The sequence below is a fragment of the Filomicrobium insigne genome, assembly GCF_900104305.1.
Taxonomy (GTDB): Bacteria; Pseudomonadota; Alphaproteobacteria; order Rhizobiales; family Hyphomicrobiaceae; genus Filomicrobium; species Filomicrobium insigne.
This window is the reverse complement of the sequence record NZ_FNJC01000004.1, coordinates 214,777-228,723: the sequence shown is the minus strand read 5'-3', so window position 1 is coordinate 228,723 and position 13,947 is coordinate 214,777. Positions and strand designations below refer to the sequence as shown.

The window sequence follows — 13,947 nt, the reverse complement described above, 5'->3', positions numbered from 1 at the left end:
GCACAGGCAGCACGAGGCGCGGCCATCGCAACCGCGCGCCCGCTCCGCGCTCCCCTCCTCACGCCCCACCCATCGCCGACATATCCATCCAGGCCGGCTCGAACACGTGCCCATCGGGATCGACAAAGCTGCGCACGTACATGAAGCCCATGTCCTGACGCTCACGCGGATCGGCCGTGCCACCCGCCGCCGCGGCAGCGTCCACCATCTCGTCCACATCCGAGCGCCGGCCACACGACAAGGCGATCAGCATGCCGACACTCCTGTGCGCATCGGCAATCGGCTTATGCGCGAACGTCGAGAAATAGTCGTGCGTCAGCAGATGAAACACAATTGCGTCCGACCACATCATGGACGACGCGTTCTCATCGCTGAACTGGTCGTTCTTCGTGCATCCGATCGCTTCATAAAAGCGGGTCGCGGCGGCGAGGTCTTTCACCGGCAGATTGAGGAAGATCATCTTGGGCATTTCGGGCATCCCTTTAGAGTGCTTGCCTAGAAAAGTGGGAACCGGTTTTTCCGAAAAGAAGCACGACAAAACAAAGAACTAGATTGTCTGTTGTCTGAAAGCGAGCGCGGCCTCTCCGGCCGCGCGCGCAGATCACATCCGCCTCACTTGCCCTCCAGCTTGTCGCGAACCCGGTCGTGCACCGCCTCCGCTTCGGGCGTCATGATCTCGTTGAAGTCGGCCATCTCGTAAACCGGGCGGATCTCGATCTCGCTCGGACCCATCATCGGGTTGGGGCAGCGCTTCACCCACTCCACGGCCTCGGCCATGTCCTTGACTTCCCACATCCAGTACCCGGCAACCAACTCGCGGGTCTCCGCGAACGGCCCGTCAATCACGGTGCGCCCCGGCCCGTCAAACGCGACGCGCTTGCCCTGCGAGGACGGCTTGAGACCATCCCCCGCCAGCATGATGCCGGCATTGACCAACTCTTCGTTGTACTTACCCATCTCGACGAGCAATTCCGCCGGAGGCATGACGCCTTCTTCGCTGTCCGTCGTCGCCTTCACAAAAACCATCACACGCATTGTCTCGTCTCCTGTGATCCAAGGAGGCCCCACTGGCCGTCCTGCTCATACGACGAACGAGAAACGGCCAGATCGACATCCCGGCGAAATTTTTTTTGAAAAAAGGTCGAGAGTGGGACTTCAGCCCGGAAAACGGGCCCTGAAAATCCTGCTGGAATGCTGAAGGGACGGTAAAACGGGCGTTTCATTGCCCCGCCCGCCCAAACACATTATCTAAAGCATGAACACCGCACGGCGCGTCTGTCGCGGACATCGCCGCGCCGTAGACCTGAAATCACCCGGAAATTTTGATAAGACCCATGACCCTTGCCGAAATCAGTGACGACTTTGCCCTCCTCGACGATTGGGAAGACCGCTACCGCTACGTCATCGAGCTGGGCAAGGCGTTGCCGGAAATGAACCCGGAGTTGAAGACGGACACAAACAAGGTCCGCGGCTGCGCCAGCCAGGTCTGGCTCGCAACCAAGACGGAAGATGGCCGCCTGCAGATCGTCGGCGACAGCGATGCGCATATCGTGCGCGGCCTCATCGCGATCCTGTTCGCTATCTATCAGAACCAGACCCCGGACCACATTCTGAAAACTGATGCCCGCGCGGTCTTCGCCGACTTAGGGTTGAAGGAACACCTCACCCCGCAGCGCTCCAACGGCTTCTCATCCATGGTGGAGCGCATCCGCGCCGACGCCCAACTCGCCGCCGCCAGCACATAACACGGTAAGACCCTCCTACCCCGCAACGTCACCCCTCGGGTCGGAAGTCAGCCGCACCCCAGTGCCGGATGCGGTCGCCGCCCGCGTGCGTATCCGCTTGGCCGATCATTCCGTAATGCCGCGCAAGCGTCGTCAGTGCGAGCAGCAGCACCACTTTCGCCGTACGTTGCGGCCACCCCGCACCACGCTCGACATCGGCCAGCCCCTTCAGGTGACAACAAACGTCAACCAGAATTCCAGAAAGCTCCGGCCCTGCTGCCGCTAACGCCGCCCGAACACGCTCGCGCGCGGCAAGCGCATGCCCGCGCAACGCGATCTCTCGGTCAGGCCCAACCGAACCCGGCGTCACACCACCGGTACTGCTCCAGTTGGCCGTAACCCGAGCGCCCATACTCCCACGTTCAAAATCTGCCCGCAGACGCTCACCCGCTTCAAACTGCGCCTGAGAAATCAACGGTTGCCCGTGCCGGTCGGTGCGCCGGCGCAGCCACGCCAGCGGACTTTCCGCCAAGTTCATCTTCGGCTGGTCGCGCCCTCCCCCCGAAGTCTTCGGTAGATGCGAAGCAGCTGTCAGATTAGAGAGCCCCTCTCCCCGGCTCATAAGCCTCTTGAGATGAATGCGGCCGGCATTGGCAAGGCGCCATCGTCCCTCCGTCTCGCGGACAACCCAGCCGCGACGAACGAAGTCCGCCCACAGATCCGGTTGGATCTCGCCGCAAGCCGTCAGACCATCCTGACCGTCCCGCTCCGCGAGGATGGTGACGCCCCCATCATCCGTTTCCTCTGCGAGCGCAGTCCGCAATGAAAGCTTTTTCAGCGCTCGGCGCGTCGAGGCATCACGCGGAAGCTCTCTGGCATTCTCAGCCATCAGCACCTCTTTTTACTGACGAAAGGAGGTCAAAGATTCACGACAGGATCAAATCGCGGCGACGTCACGGCAACGGTGACACGCTCCAGAAGCTCCAGGATGCGATCGAAGCTCGGATCGTCACGGCGATCCTCAACCAGCCCGCACGCATGGGCAACGGTCGTGCGGTCGCGCTCAAAAGTTCGCCCCACCTGCGTGAGGCTCATGCCGCAAACCACGTGAGCCAGATACATCGCCACCTGACGCGCCAGCGCCACTTTCGCGCGGCCACGCGTAACACCTCGCAGATCGGAAAGCGCAACGCCGAACACTTGGCTCACCGCGACTTCGATGACGCATCGCCGGGTCTTCATGACAGCCTCGCAGTAAGGCGCTGGCCCCGGCGGGGGAGCTCCGCTCTCAACAAGTGACGGCAAGTAATGAAACCCAACATCCATCATACTGTTCATCACCATGGTAATGACTCGGAAACCTTGAAGTAATCGGGCCAATTGATGTGATATATACAGCCTAGAGGATATCTAGGTGATGGGGATAAGTCGAAAAATCACATGTATTCACATAAGAAAACATAATCTATGCACAGGAGCGCATGTAATTCCGTTATATTAGTCCACACTCATCAACGGATCGGTGACAATTTCAGCTCTGCTCCAAAAGCCGAAAAGTTGAAAATGCCACCCAACACAGCGCCCCCGATCCACGCCGTCCACCCTCGAGCTAACCCGTCTATCGTCCAGGGCACTCTTGAGAGTTTACGGCGCCTCATCGCCGTCTGGCCTTATGACGTCGCAAGTGGCGACGACCCAGCGGCAATGGATCGATTGCTTCGCCAGCTTCGCAAAGCACTTCGGGCTGAACGGCAGCGCGGGATAGCCGGCCACTGGGCTTATGACTTAGCGCGGCATGCCGAACTACTCGCGGCCTATCGCACCCTCGCCGCCGCGCATAATGCGGCCAACCTCAGGCAACGACCTCAGACCAAAGAAAAACGGCCCCGCTTCAACACGAGACCGCTTCCTGATCGTTAACTTGCATCGCGGACTCTAAAGGCCCGCGCAATATTGCAGTTTACTTCTCGCGACGCGTGCCCAGACCCATCTTCTTGGCCAGATCCGAGCGCGCCTTTGCGTAGTTCGGCGCGACCATCGGATAATCGTGCGGCAAACCCCACTTCTCGCGATATTCCTCCGGCGACAGATTGTAGTGGGTTCGCAAATGCCGCTTGAGGGATTTGAATTTCTTGCCGTCTTCCAAACAAATGATGTGATCCGGCATAACAGACTTCTTGACCGGCACCTTGGGTCGCAGCTCTTCCCGCTCCGGAGGGGTCACGCCACCCGAAGCACGGCTCAAAGCCAAGTGCGTCTCGCTGATCAAATGCGGGACATCGGTGGCGACCACGGTATTGTTGCTCACGAACGCCGAAACGATTCTTGCGGTCAGTTCGACGAGTTCCGGCTGCGAAGAGTTCTCCATAACAGTCCTCTCTATTGCGGGTTAGGCGAACAGTTCGCGCGCCGTCCCGGCAATTTACTTCAAGTCAATACCACAAATCTCGCCAGTCTTTGTCGTTAAGACGCTAGCAATGCCTAAACAGACTCTATAAGAGTTCTAGAATTGGAGCGTCTCCGCGACAGATCCCAAGAGCCACCTTCTTGGTCATAGCGGAACCCCATTGTCAACTAAAAACCAAGTCGTCGATGACCTGAGAACTACAAAACCAGTGAATCTCCCCTCACGAATTCATCAACACTGCCCCGTTTTTCATGACTGACGTTGCCCTCAGCCAGGCGCGACATTGCGCCACCAAGTTAACATCAAATACTTAGCCACAATCGTCGAAAACTTAATTTCCCTCTTTCGAAACCCTCGTGGTCGGATATCAACTCGCTCAATTCCGTCGCCCACCCTGGCCCAAACCGCTACGCCCCGTTACAACAACCGGCTAACCCGCATCCGACAAAGCACGTACCGGAGCCATCCAACATGACCGCTCACTCCCTCCGGCCCACCGGCATTAAGCCGCCGCGCGCCACACGCAAATCAACTGCCGCTACCCATCACGGGATCACGATCGAGGACGAGTATTCGTGGTTGCGGGCAGAAAACTGGCAGGAAGTGATGCGGGCACCAGATAGGCTCGATTCCGCCATTCGAGCTCATCTCGAAGCCGAAAACGAATACACCAACGCCGCGCTTGCGAGTACCGCTACGTTACAATCCGAGCTGTTTGACGAAATGAAGGCTCGGATCAAGGAGGATGACAGCACTGTTCCCACACCCGACGGATCATGGGCTTACTCATACCGTTTCGTCACAGGGGGACAATATCCGCAACTTTGCCGCCAGCCCCGTGAGGGCGGCGACGTCACTATCCTGCTGGATGGAAACGAGCTCGCGAAAGATAAGCCGTACTGGAGTTTAGGCGGAAGCCAGCATAGCCCCGATCACAAACGCCTTGCCTATGCTGTCGACGAGAAGGGCTCGGAACTTTACACGATCCGTATTCGCGACCTCGATACGGGCCAAGATCTTGAAGACGTGATTCCCGACACGCGAGGCGATTTCGTTTGGATAAACGACTCCAACACGATCGTCTATGTGCGCCTTGATGAAAATCACCGTCCGTTGTCCGTCTACCGCCACGTTATAGGGACACCCCACACGGACGACGTACGAGTCTACCATGAGCCAGACAGCGCCTTTTATGTCGGAATCGGCAAGACCCAGTCTTCCCGTTTCATTCTGATCGACGCACACGATCACCAAACGAGCGAAGTCTACCTAATCGACGCCGACAATCCCAGCACAGAACCGCGCTTGGTTGCTCCCCGTCAAGCCGGCCATGAATATAGCATCGAGCACCACAATGATGCGCTTGTAATCCTGACCAATTCGGGCGACGCGGTAGACTTCCGGATCGTTGAGGCTCCCGTCAACAATCCTGGGCAAGAGAACTGGCGCGAAATCATCCCGCATCGCCCTGGGCGCCTTATCATCGAGGCCGTTGCCTACAAAAATCATCTGGTCCGGCTTGAACGGGAAGACGGCCTGCCGCGTATCGTCATCTCCAAATTCGACGATAGCTCAGAGCATGAAATATCGTTCGATGAAGAAGCCTACGCGCTCGGCCTGTCACACGGCTACGAATACGACACAACGGCAATCCGCTTTACGTATTCCTCCATGACCACCCCCGCCGAGGTCTATGACTACGATATGGAAAGCCGCGCACGCACATTGCGCAAACGCCAGGAAGTGCCCAGCGGCCACAACCCTGCCAACTACGTGACACGACGCCTGCAAGCGCCAACTGCCAATGGGGAAACAGTTCCAGTCTCCCTCCTGTATCACAAGGACACCCCGCTTGACGGCTCCGCGCCCGCACTTCTGTACGGCTATGGCTCTTACGGGATTTCGATCCCGGCGTCGTTCTCCACGACGCGCTTGTCACTTGTTGATCGAGGCTTTGTCTATGCCATCGCCCATATTCGTGGGGGCAAGGAAAAAGGCTATCGCTGGTACACGGACGGAAAGCTCGAAAAGAAGACAAATACCTTCAAGGATTTCATCGCGGCCGGAGAGCATTTGGTCAGTGAGGGCTTCACCAAACGCGGACGCATAGTTGCCAACGGCGGGTCCGCCGGAGGCATGCTCATGGGAGCCGTCGCAAACATGGCACCAGACCTGTTTCTCGGCATTATCGCCGACGTGCCCTTTGTCGACGTTCTAAACACGATGCTCGACGCAACACTTCCGCTCACCCCGCCTGAATGGCTGGAATGGGGCAATCCGCTGAAAAGCCCTGAGCAGTTCGAAATCATCCGCTCCTACAGCCCCTACGACAACGTGAAGGACCAGCCCTATCCACACATCCTCGCCTATACCGGACTGACAGATCCTCGCGTCACGTACTGGGAGCCTGCCAAATGGATCGCAAGGCTGCGGGAACACAATACATCCGACAAGCTGGTCCTATTACGTATCAACATGGAGGCTGGCCATAGTGGAGCATCAGGTCGTTTCACGGCACTCAAAGAATCAGCCCACGATTATGCGTTCGCATTGTTGATCGCCGGCAAAACCGAAACCGCCGTCAGCTAAATTTCAGGCGCTCATGCGCGAAAGCGGCAGCCATCCAAACCACAAAAAAGGGCAGTCCCAGGACTGCCCTTTTTTCGCAACTTGAAGATCGTTCGTAAAAAAAGAAAAGGCCCCTTGCGGGGCCCCTCCGAATGCCTGGATCTCAGGCTGCCTGTACCTTGAAGGCCGGCGTATTCTTAACCTCCTCGAGCGCTGCTCCGGAGCGTAACGCGATACCAATATACCGGACTCGTCCTGCAATCTTCGCTTTCTGAATACCCAACTCTCCAAAATCTCGGCCGAAAGTTGGAAGTGCTAGAGGCTCCTTTTGCTGTTCTTCACACCAAGCACAGTAGTCTTCATAAAGTGCAGTTGCAGTAAGGCTCGATCCATCCTGTGTTTCTATCCGTTCCTTATAAAAGCGCTCCACATCGTTTTCTGGAGCAACGAGTCTCTGAGGCACAATCGACTTGTTGATGTTGTCGTTTGCGCCGGAACGCGGCTTTTCAATCGCAACGGGCACCGGAACCACAGCTGGGTTCGGGACCGCCACCGCTGCCGCGGCGGTGCTGGCCGATGCCAAGATTGGCGCGGCCGGGCTTTGGCGTTCGTAGAGACGCCACTGACTAAAGGCAATGTACATACCGAAACCGGAACCGATCTCAAGCAGCAGAGCAATGAACAAGGTCATCGCAAGCTGGATCTTATCGACATCGAAACCCGTAATCTTAGCAATCACCGCAGCCTGCGGATCCGCCTCTGTCATTGCCTTTGAGCTATCTACCTTCCCAAGCTGGGTTTGCACTTCAGCAATGCGAGTCTCAAGCACAGATGCCTGCTCGGCTGAAGCCAACTCCGAGACAAGAGCGTGATAGCCCTCACAGAAGGTTCGACTCTTAGAAGCCGTAACATCCGTACAGCCACTGGTCGAAGCCCAACGTCGCTCATTCTTCGCAGCATCAATCTCGGCCTGAATCGTTCCAGCGGGGCGATGCTGCGGCACCCAGCCGAGCTGCTCCTTGGCACGCGCGAGATCAGCGCTCAAATTTTCATACAGCGTTTTCTCGTGAGCGCGCTCACCCGCAACATCGAAGCGGTTAAGAGCAGCATGACCAAACGCCGAAGTGAGCGAATACGCCGTGACGACAGTCCACACGACGAGCGACGCGGCCGCCTGGCTCCACGCCTTGTTTTTTATTGCGGCGAACAGAAAAAATGGCACCAGCGCCTTTAGACAGTCTGCGGCGGCGCTGGCCGCTCCATATATCTGGCCATCAAGCTCGGTCCTACCGAGACTCAAGCCAAACCGCCAATTCATGGCGGCTGATACCGCCAACAATACACCGGCGGCAAGAATTCCTAATACCCCTAGAGCATGCCTCATAGCCCTCTTTCCCTCAGTAGGGCTGGCGTGTGACGCGAAACAATAACTATCCAGCCTCGTGCACGCGTCCTGCAGAAGAGGCTTGCAGGCAATCCAGAAACACGCGGAACCGGCGTCAAAAACATCACCGCGCATCAGATCTTTCCGTGAGCGCCCGGCACCATCCCCAAATAGTGACCGGCAGGCAGATCGAAGCGTGACTTTGCAGACGCACTAGAACCTGGACACTCCCTCTCTTGATCATCAATCCACAGGAGCGATCGCCGCTTGATTCAACCTGTGGAACGTTTTTCAACTGAGCGGGAGATACTTGAAATTAACGCAATACGAATGCCCCTCTCCGCCGAGGACTACGCGATTCGTAGCTTATTGTTAAGAGAATCAGCTTCGTAGATGGCGAGCCAAACGACCACGCAAAATTCACCAATTTCGCAATTCTCTGGCCCACCAGCAAACTATCAACAACAGAGCACCAAAAGACTCACCATTCATCCACACTTGGTGAAGCACACTGCCCACAAGGCCCCAATGTAGCAAGCATGCAACAAGAGGGCTGATCTCGGTACGCAATCCCCCCGCCTGCAATTTCATCTGCCTCAATCGCTCAGCAATTCGTGACCCAATCTGCGCCCCGCCCAGTCAATCAGGACTAGCGAACAGGCAGGGAACGCACTATTCTGAAGCGGATCACGTCCGGGGAATTTGAGGAGGTTTAGGCAGCGGTTGGATTCGGAACCGCGACGGCGCGCGCACGTTCACCTGGAGCGACCGGGCGCACAGTACAGGGTTCTTAGTTATGCGTAGTCTGTTTGGGTTATTCTTGCTGGCAGCGGGGCTAGGCATTGGCGCCTACTCATTTTTCCCTGACGCGATGGAAGACCACGTCCGTCTCGGTCAGCTCTCGAGAATTATAACGCCCGTCTCCTCCAGCACGGGCGCGCCTGCTCAACGCCAACTGCGCTCCTTTTCGCCGTCTTCGCCCTTGTTTGCGCAAAGCTCGAACGACGCAGCAGAGCACGGCGTAATCTCTGCAGAAAATAACGGTCCACCGACTGTGGTCGCACGCCGCAATCTTGTCCGCCCCGCAACAGGAATCGCGGCCACTACGCCGGCGACATTGATAGAAACCGGCACGACATACGCAATCCATTCATCGCCGCACGCGCGTTTCACGCGTATTGTCGAAGTACAAGAAGAACTAAAGCGTGTCGGATGTTATTACGGCTATCTCGACGGCGATTGGGGCCCAGCATCGAAACGAGCCATGCAAGCCTTCGTCCGCAAGGTGAACGCGTCCCTCCCGATCGAAGAACCCAACGAAATACTTCTCGCGCTGTTAAAGGCCCATCCAGCAAACACATGCGCTGAAGGTTGCGACCCTGGTCTGGTTGAAAATGCGAACGGCCAGTGCGTCCCCAACACGGTATTCGCTCAGGACACGTCGCACAGCAGTCCGAATCTTTTCGCCCCGCCACGTTTAGCGCAGCGTTCGACAACAACAGGATGGCAGGCCGACGTGGAGACAAGCGGCTATAACAATTTGCCACCTCTGGTATCCGTCTCAGAAGCACGTGAAGCTCCTCCTGGTCGTATGTCAGTCGGAGGACCAATCAGCGGAACAGTCACGCAGGGAGTCGCAGACGGTGGTGCAGCACTCCCCCAGATCATGCCGGCACCAAAAGACAGTGGGCCTGAGCTACGTACCGCGACAGCAGTCGCAGTAGCAGACCCCGTCGACCAGCCGGTGGAGATCGAGCGGCCGGTGACCGTCACGAAAAAACACTCGAGCCGACGGCGCTATAGTAAGGAGACCCGCCAAAAGCGGCTGATGCGTCAAGCCTTCGGCGACGTTTTCTAAAACTCGCGTGTGGTTTCCCAGCAACAAGCATCAACTAGGCTTGCGTCTGCGACGCAAGCCAATCCAAATATCCCTGTGCACCATGCGTGACTTCGAACACCAGGAGTGCGGGGGTGTCATAAGGATGCTCGACCTCAACAGCCGCAATCACCTTCGCCGCCAATGCTGCCCGTGTTTTTATCAGCATAATCGCTTCGGAATCGGTCGTAAGCGTCCCCTCCCAACGATAAATGGACGTCATCTGCGGTATTATGTTGACGCAGGCCGCTAGTCCATGATCGACGAGCTTTCCGCCAACGTCCTTCGCGGTAGCCGTATCGGGAAAGGTCGAGTAGATCATGACCATCTTTTCAACCTCGCTCATCTCAACCGAGCCTCCTTGCCTCTTTTAACCATCTGATCGGGGCCTACGCGAGCAGACTGATGTCCAAATCTGCCAAAACCTTCGAACGTATTGCCTTCGTCGCCTCTGGTGTGCCGGAGGCCCGCGATGCGTTACGTCGGCTCGCTCACCGCTACGGCAACTCGCCGCCGACTGACGCAGACGCCATCGTCGCCCTCGGAGGCGACGGCTTGATGCTACAAACGCTGCACCGCTACATGAACAGCCGCATTCCAATCTACGGTATGAATCGCGGTTCGGTTGGTTTCCTGATGAACGAATATCAGGAAGACGACCTTCCCGATCGGCTGCGCACGGCGCGCATTTCACGCATTCACCCACTCGCAATGCACGCCTACGATTGCAACGGCAAAGCTCACAAAAGCTTAGCAATCAATGAGGTCTCCCTCTTCCGTCAAACACACCAGGCCGCCAAGTTGCGCATTTCGGTCGACGGTAAAGTACGCATGCAGGAATTGATCTGTGATGGCGTACTGATTGCAACGCCAGCCGGATCGACAGCCTACAACCTGTCAGCCTATGGCCCGATCTTGCCGATCAATGCGCCTTTGCTGGCGTTAACGCCGATCAGTCCGTTCCGACCGCGTCGCTGGCGCGGGGCCCTTCTGCCCAATAGCGCCCGTATCGTCATCGAAGTTGTTGAGCCAAACAAACGCCCGGTCAGTGCGGTCGCCGACCATTTCGAAACTCGCGACGTCCAACGCGTCGAGATCGAACAAGCGCATCATGTCGAGTTGCTGATGATGTTCGATCCCGGCCACGACCTCGACGAACGAATTCTGGCTGAACAATTCCGATATTGACGACAGGAGGCCTCGCTCATTCCCGACGAGGCCCGTCCCATCTCACCATCAGGCGCGCCAGTACGTAACGTGTTCGCTCAGCAGCGGGCGATCACGATCTGCCTGACGCTCTTGTGCGGTGCCGATATAGACGAAGCCGGCGATCCGCTCATCCGCCCCGATGCCAAAAGCCTCACGGACCATGGGGCTGTAAGCAACCCACTCCGTAATCCATGCTGTCGCAAATCCCATGGCATTTGCGGCAAGGCATAAGTTGTAGGCGGAAGCTCCAGCCGACAGAACCTGCTCCCATTCCGGCACAGCAGGTATATTCTGGGCTCGGGACACGACGGCAATCACGACGGGCGCCCGTTCAAAGCGCTGCCGCTCAAAGATAATACGAGTTTCGCTCGGCGGCTCGCTTTCTTCCGCGACACATGCTTGCGCGAACACATCTCCCGCCTGTCCGCGCGCACCACCGGCAAAAACGATAAAACGCCATGGTGCCAATTTCTTGTGATCCGGCACCCGCGCGCCAATTTCCAGAATCTGCGTAAGCTGCGCATCACTGGGGCCGGGTTCCATCAACATTGCCGGCTTCGCTGAACGGCGCGTCCGCAAAAAATTCAGCAACTCGGCATCCGGTGTTATCGTCATTGTGTATTTGTCCTTGAACGTATCGATGCGACAAAGCTCTACCTTGAGCATGCTCTCCTAAATGGGCTGTCTCGCTTCCGCAAACGCGAACCGCTACAATCTCCGCCATGAGACCTGCGCGATTCTCCATAGCCCTAGGGCGTTCCATCCTGCTCATGCTGCTTCTGGCAGTATTTGCAGCTCGGCAAACCGTCACCGCAGCCGAGACAACGGACGCGGGCCCGACGCTGATCATCCTTTTCGACAGTTCCGGATCAATGTGGGGACAGCTGCCTGGCGGATCGCAGGCCAAATACGCCGCTGCACGTGACGCTCTCCTCCAAGCGCTGCCGGCCCTGGATCTCAACGCCCGAACCGGGCTCGTTACCTTCGGCCGGGGCTGTAACGGGGTCGATGTGGTTTTGCCGCCCGACGTTCGTCCGAGAGACCGGACAATCGCACCTATCAACAGTCTCAATCCGCGTGGCAAGGGCCCTCTGGCCGATGCCCTGTCGCGTGCTGCAGAGGAAGTTGAACCTGGACGCCGTGCCAGTCTGGTCGTGATACACGACGGTCCGGACAACTGCCGCCAGGATACTTGTACGATTGCACAAAGAATTGCGGCGGCCCACCCCGGCATGCCCATTCATCTCGTCTCTCTCGGTCTCGATGCGACCGAAACGGCGGCAGTTTCATGTATTCCAGAAGCAACGGGCGGCAAAGTTTTCCCGGTACGCTCGTTGTCCGAAGTGCGTGGCGCGATTGATCAGGCCATAGCGTTAGCTATGACGAGCGGAGTTCCCGCGCCCTCGCCCGCACGACGCAAGGGGGCAGAGCCAGAAACACCCAAGCAAAAGCTGCCGGAAATACCCGCCGATGCCCCGCCGCATTTGGTCGTCTCAGCCACTTTGGGTGACACGCAAGCTGTCGACAAGCCCGTCCACTGGCGCATTTTTCGCGAAGATGACAAATCGAAGCCCGTTCTCGACATTTTGGAAACGCAATTCGCGGTGCCGTTACCAGCAGGCAAATATATCGTAGAAGCCGCCCTCGGTCGGGCAAAGGCAACCCAAACCGCTGAAGTCGCTGAAAAGGGACCAACAGCTGTAACGATCAGCTTTTCCGCAGGTATCGCCCGTGTCGCAACCCGAATTGGCAACAATCAAACTTCCAAGATTCCAGTGCTCGTAAGCGTCGCGGGGCTCTCAGAGCCGGCAGCAAACGGCGCAGCAAAAACATCTCCGCTGATGGTCATTCCTTCTCCATCGAGCGAATTTGTGCTGCCCGCAGGCTATTATCGCATCACGGCAGAGAGCGGATTAAGTCGGGTGACACGGGACATCGCCATTAAAACTGCCGAGATAGAAGCGGTGAATCTGGACCTAAGCGCAGGCCAGCTTCATCTAAGCGCGGTTTCTGCCAGCGGGGCCCCGGTAACGGACAACTTGACGTATTACTTATCCGTCGATGACCCCAATACACCCGGCGGCCGTCGCGAGGTGCTGCGCACGGCGGCCAGTTCACCGATCCTGGCCGTTCCGGCAGGGACGTATTACGTCAAGGTCCGCTCCGGTCTCTACGAGAAGTATGACCAGATCGCCGTTGGTGCAGGGAGCACTGTGGAGCGCGCAATTATCTTAGATGCTGCACGCTTGCAGGTTGTCGCAAATGTCTCGCTGGAACCTAGCAACGGCGAATTCCCAATCGTATACCGAGTTCTCTCGCAGGGACCTTACGCACAAGAGGTCGCAATGAGCTGGGAACGGACACCACAGTTCACCCTTCCGCCCGGACGCTACCGGATTGTCGCTGAAATTGGCGCACGCAACGTCAGTGTAACGCAGGACATCGAACTCGCCCCCGGAACGAACAAATCCGTCACATTGGCGGCACAAGCTGCCGAGTTGCGGCTCCGTATAGCTGAAGGCGCCGGAGTCGTAGCAACAAACCGTTTCTGGGAAATCCGCTCAGTCTCCGGCCAGATCGTCTGGCGCACTAGTCAACATACGCCACGCGCGCTTTTGGCACCGGGCCGCTACGAGGTACGCTGCGAACTCCGGGACCGCACATTGAAGGGCACAGTGGAACTGGCCAACGGCCAATCGCTTATCGCGAAACTAAGTGAGCAATAACAAAGACCCCACTGTCGAAAGTTGCCGCGTCCCGATTTCCGCCTGTATGCACT

At 57.5% G+C, this 13,947-nt stretch carries 14 protein-coding genes; 6 read left to right on the top strand and 8 right to left on the bottom strand.

Features of this window, described 5'->3' with window-relative positions; genetic code table 11:
• Nucleotides 1–58: 58 nt before the first annotated feature.
• Together BLS30_RS14745 and BLS30_RS14740 are read right to left on the bottom strand one after the other, a co-directional pair.
• Nucleotides 59–469: a VOC family protein gene (locus BLS30_RS14745; protein WP_090230294.1), complete on the bottom strand. Its 411-nt coding sequence runs from the start codon at nucleotides 467–469 to the stop codon at nucleotides 59–61.
• A gap of 143 nt (nucleotides 470–612) precedes the next feature.
• Nucleotides 613–1,035 carry a YciI family protein gene (locus BLS30_RS14740; protein ID WP_090229897.1) on the bottom strand — a complete coding sequence of 141 codons (423 nt, stop codon included), beginning with the start codon at nucleotides 1,033–1,035 and terminating at the stop codon, nucleotides 613–615.
• 299 nt (nucleotides 1,036–1,334) lie between these two features.
• Between BLS30_RS14740 and BLS30_RS14735 the strand changes: the two genes are divergently transcribed.
• Complete coding sequence (locus BLS30_RS14735; protein ID WP_090229894.1) at nucleotides 1,335–1,745, top strand: SufE family protein; 411 nt, start codon at nucleotides 1,335–1,337, stop codon at nucleotides 1,743–1,745.
• A gap of 28 nt (nucleotides 1,746–1,773) precedes the next feature.
• Here BLS30_RS14735 and BLS30_RS14730 read toward each other — a convergent pair whose 3' ends face one another.
• Nucleotides 1,774–2,613: a DUF6456 domain-containing protein gene (locus BLS30_RS14730; RefSeq protein ID WP_244512460.1), complete on the bottom strand. Its 840-nt coding sequence runs from the start codon at nucleotides 2,611–2,613 to the stop codon at nucleotides 1,774–1,776.
• Nucleotides 2,614–2,642: 29 nt separating this feature from the next.
• Nucleotides 2,643–3,068: a helix-turn-helix domain-containing protein gene (locus BLS30_RS14725; protein ID WP_244512458.1), complete on the bottom strand. Its 426-nt coding sequence runs from the start codon at nucleotides 3,066–3,068 to the stop codon at nucleotides 2,643–2,645.
• 219 nt (nucleotides 3,069–3,287) lie between these two features.
• On the opposite strand from BLS30_RS14725, the gene BLS30_RS18050 reads away from it, so the two are divergent.
• On the top strand, nucleotides 3,288–3,644 hold the full coding sequence (locus BLS30_RS18050) for a hypothetical protein (protein ID WP_046478340.1): 357 nt from the start codon (nucleotides 3,288–3,290) through the stop codon (nucleotides 3,642–3,644).
• Between the two features lie 40 nt (nucleotides 3,645–3,684).
• On the opposite strand, the gene BLS30_RS14715 is transcribed toward BLS30_RS18050, so the two are convergent.
• On the bottom strand, nucleotides 3,685–4,092 hold the full coding sequence (locus BLS30_RS14715; protein ID WP_046478339.1) for a Ros/MucR family transcriptional regulator: 408 nt from the start codon (nucleotides 4,090–4,092) through the stop codon (nucleotides 3,685–3,687).
• Nucleotides 4,093–4,602: 510 nt separating this feature from the next.
• Between BLS30_RS14715 and BLS30_RS14710 the strand changes: the two genes are divergently transcribed.
• Nucleotides 4,603–6,720, top strand: coding sequence for a S9 family peptidase (locus tag BLS30_RS14710; RefSeq protein ID WP_090229892.1), 2,118 nt, complete (start codon nucleotides 4,603–4,605; stop codon nucleotides 6,718–6,720).
• Between the two features lie 142 nt (nucleotides 6,721–6,862).
• On the opposite strand, the gene BLS30_RS14705 is transcribed toward BLS30_RS14710, so the two are convergent.
• Complete coding sequence (locus tag BLS30_RS14705; protein ID WP_090229889.1) at nucleotides 6,863–8,083, bottom strand: hypothetical protein; 1,221 nt, start codon at nucleotides 8,081–8,083, stop codon at nucleotides 6,863–6,865.
• 796 nt (nucleotides 8,084–8,879) lie between these two features.
• Between BLS30_RS14705 and BLS30_RS14700 the strand changes: the two genes are divergently transcribed.
• Nucleotides 8,880–9,941: a trypsin inhibitor-like cysteine-rich domain-containing protein gene (locus BLS30_RS14700; protein WP_090229885.1), complete on the top strand. Its 1,062-nt coding sequence runs from the start codon at nucleotides 8,880–8,882 to the stop codon at nucleotides 9,939–9,941.
• Between the two features lie 34 nt (nucleotides 9,942–9,975).
• Here BLS30_RS14700 and cutA read toward each other — a convergent pair whose 3' ends face one another.
• Complete coding sequence (cutA, locus tag BLS30_RS14695; protein WP_090229882.1) at nucleotides 9,976–10,305, bottom strand: divalent-cation tolerance protein CutA; 330 nt, start codon at nucleotides 10,303–10,305, stop codon at nucleotides 9,976–9,978.
• A 59-nt stretch (nucleotides 10,306–10,364) separates the two neighbouring features.
• Between cutA and BLS30_RS14690 the strand changes: the two genes are divergently transcribed.
• Nucleotides 10,365–11,147 (top strand): NAD kinase, encoded by a 783-nt coding sequence (locus BLS30_RS14690; RefSeq protein ID WP_046478334.1) that lies wholly within the window; start codon nucleotides 10,365–10,367, stop codon nucleotides 11,145–11,147.
• 48 nt (nucleotides 11,148–11,195) lie between these two features.
• Here the strand turns inward: BLS30_RS14690 and BLS30_RS14685 are convergent, their stop codons facing one another.
• Nucleotides 11,196–11,783: a nitroreductase family protein gene (locus BLS30_RS14685; protein WP_046480298.1), complete on the bottom strand. Its 588-nt coding sequence runs from the start codon at nucleotides 11,781–11,783 to the stop codon at nucleotides 11,196–11,198.
• 107 nt (nucleotides 11,784–11,890) lie between these two features.
• Between BLS30_RS14685 and BLS30_RS14680 the strand changes: the two genes are divergently transcribed.
• Nucleotides 11,891–13,894, top strand: a complete 2,004-nt coding sequence (locus BLS30_RS14680; RefSeq protein ID WP_090229880.1) for a vWA domain-containing protein — start codon at nucleotides 11,891–11,893, stop codon at nucleotides 13,892–13,894.
• Nucleotides 13,895–13,947: the final 53 nt, after the last annotated feature.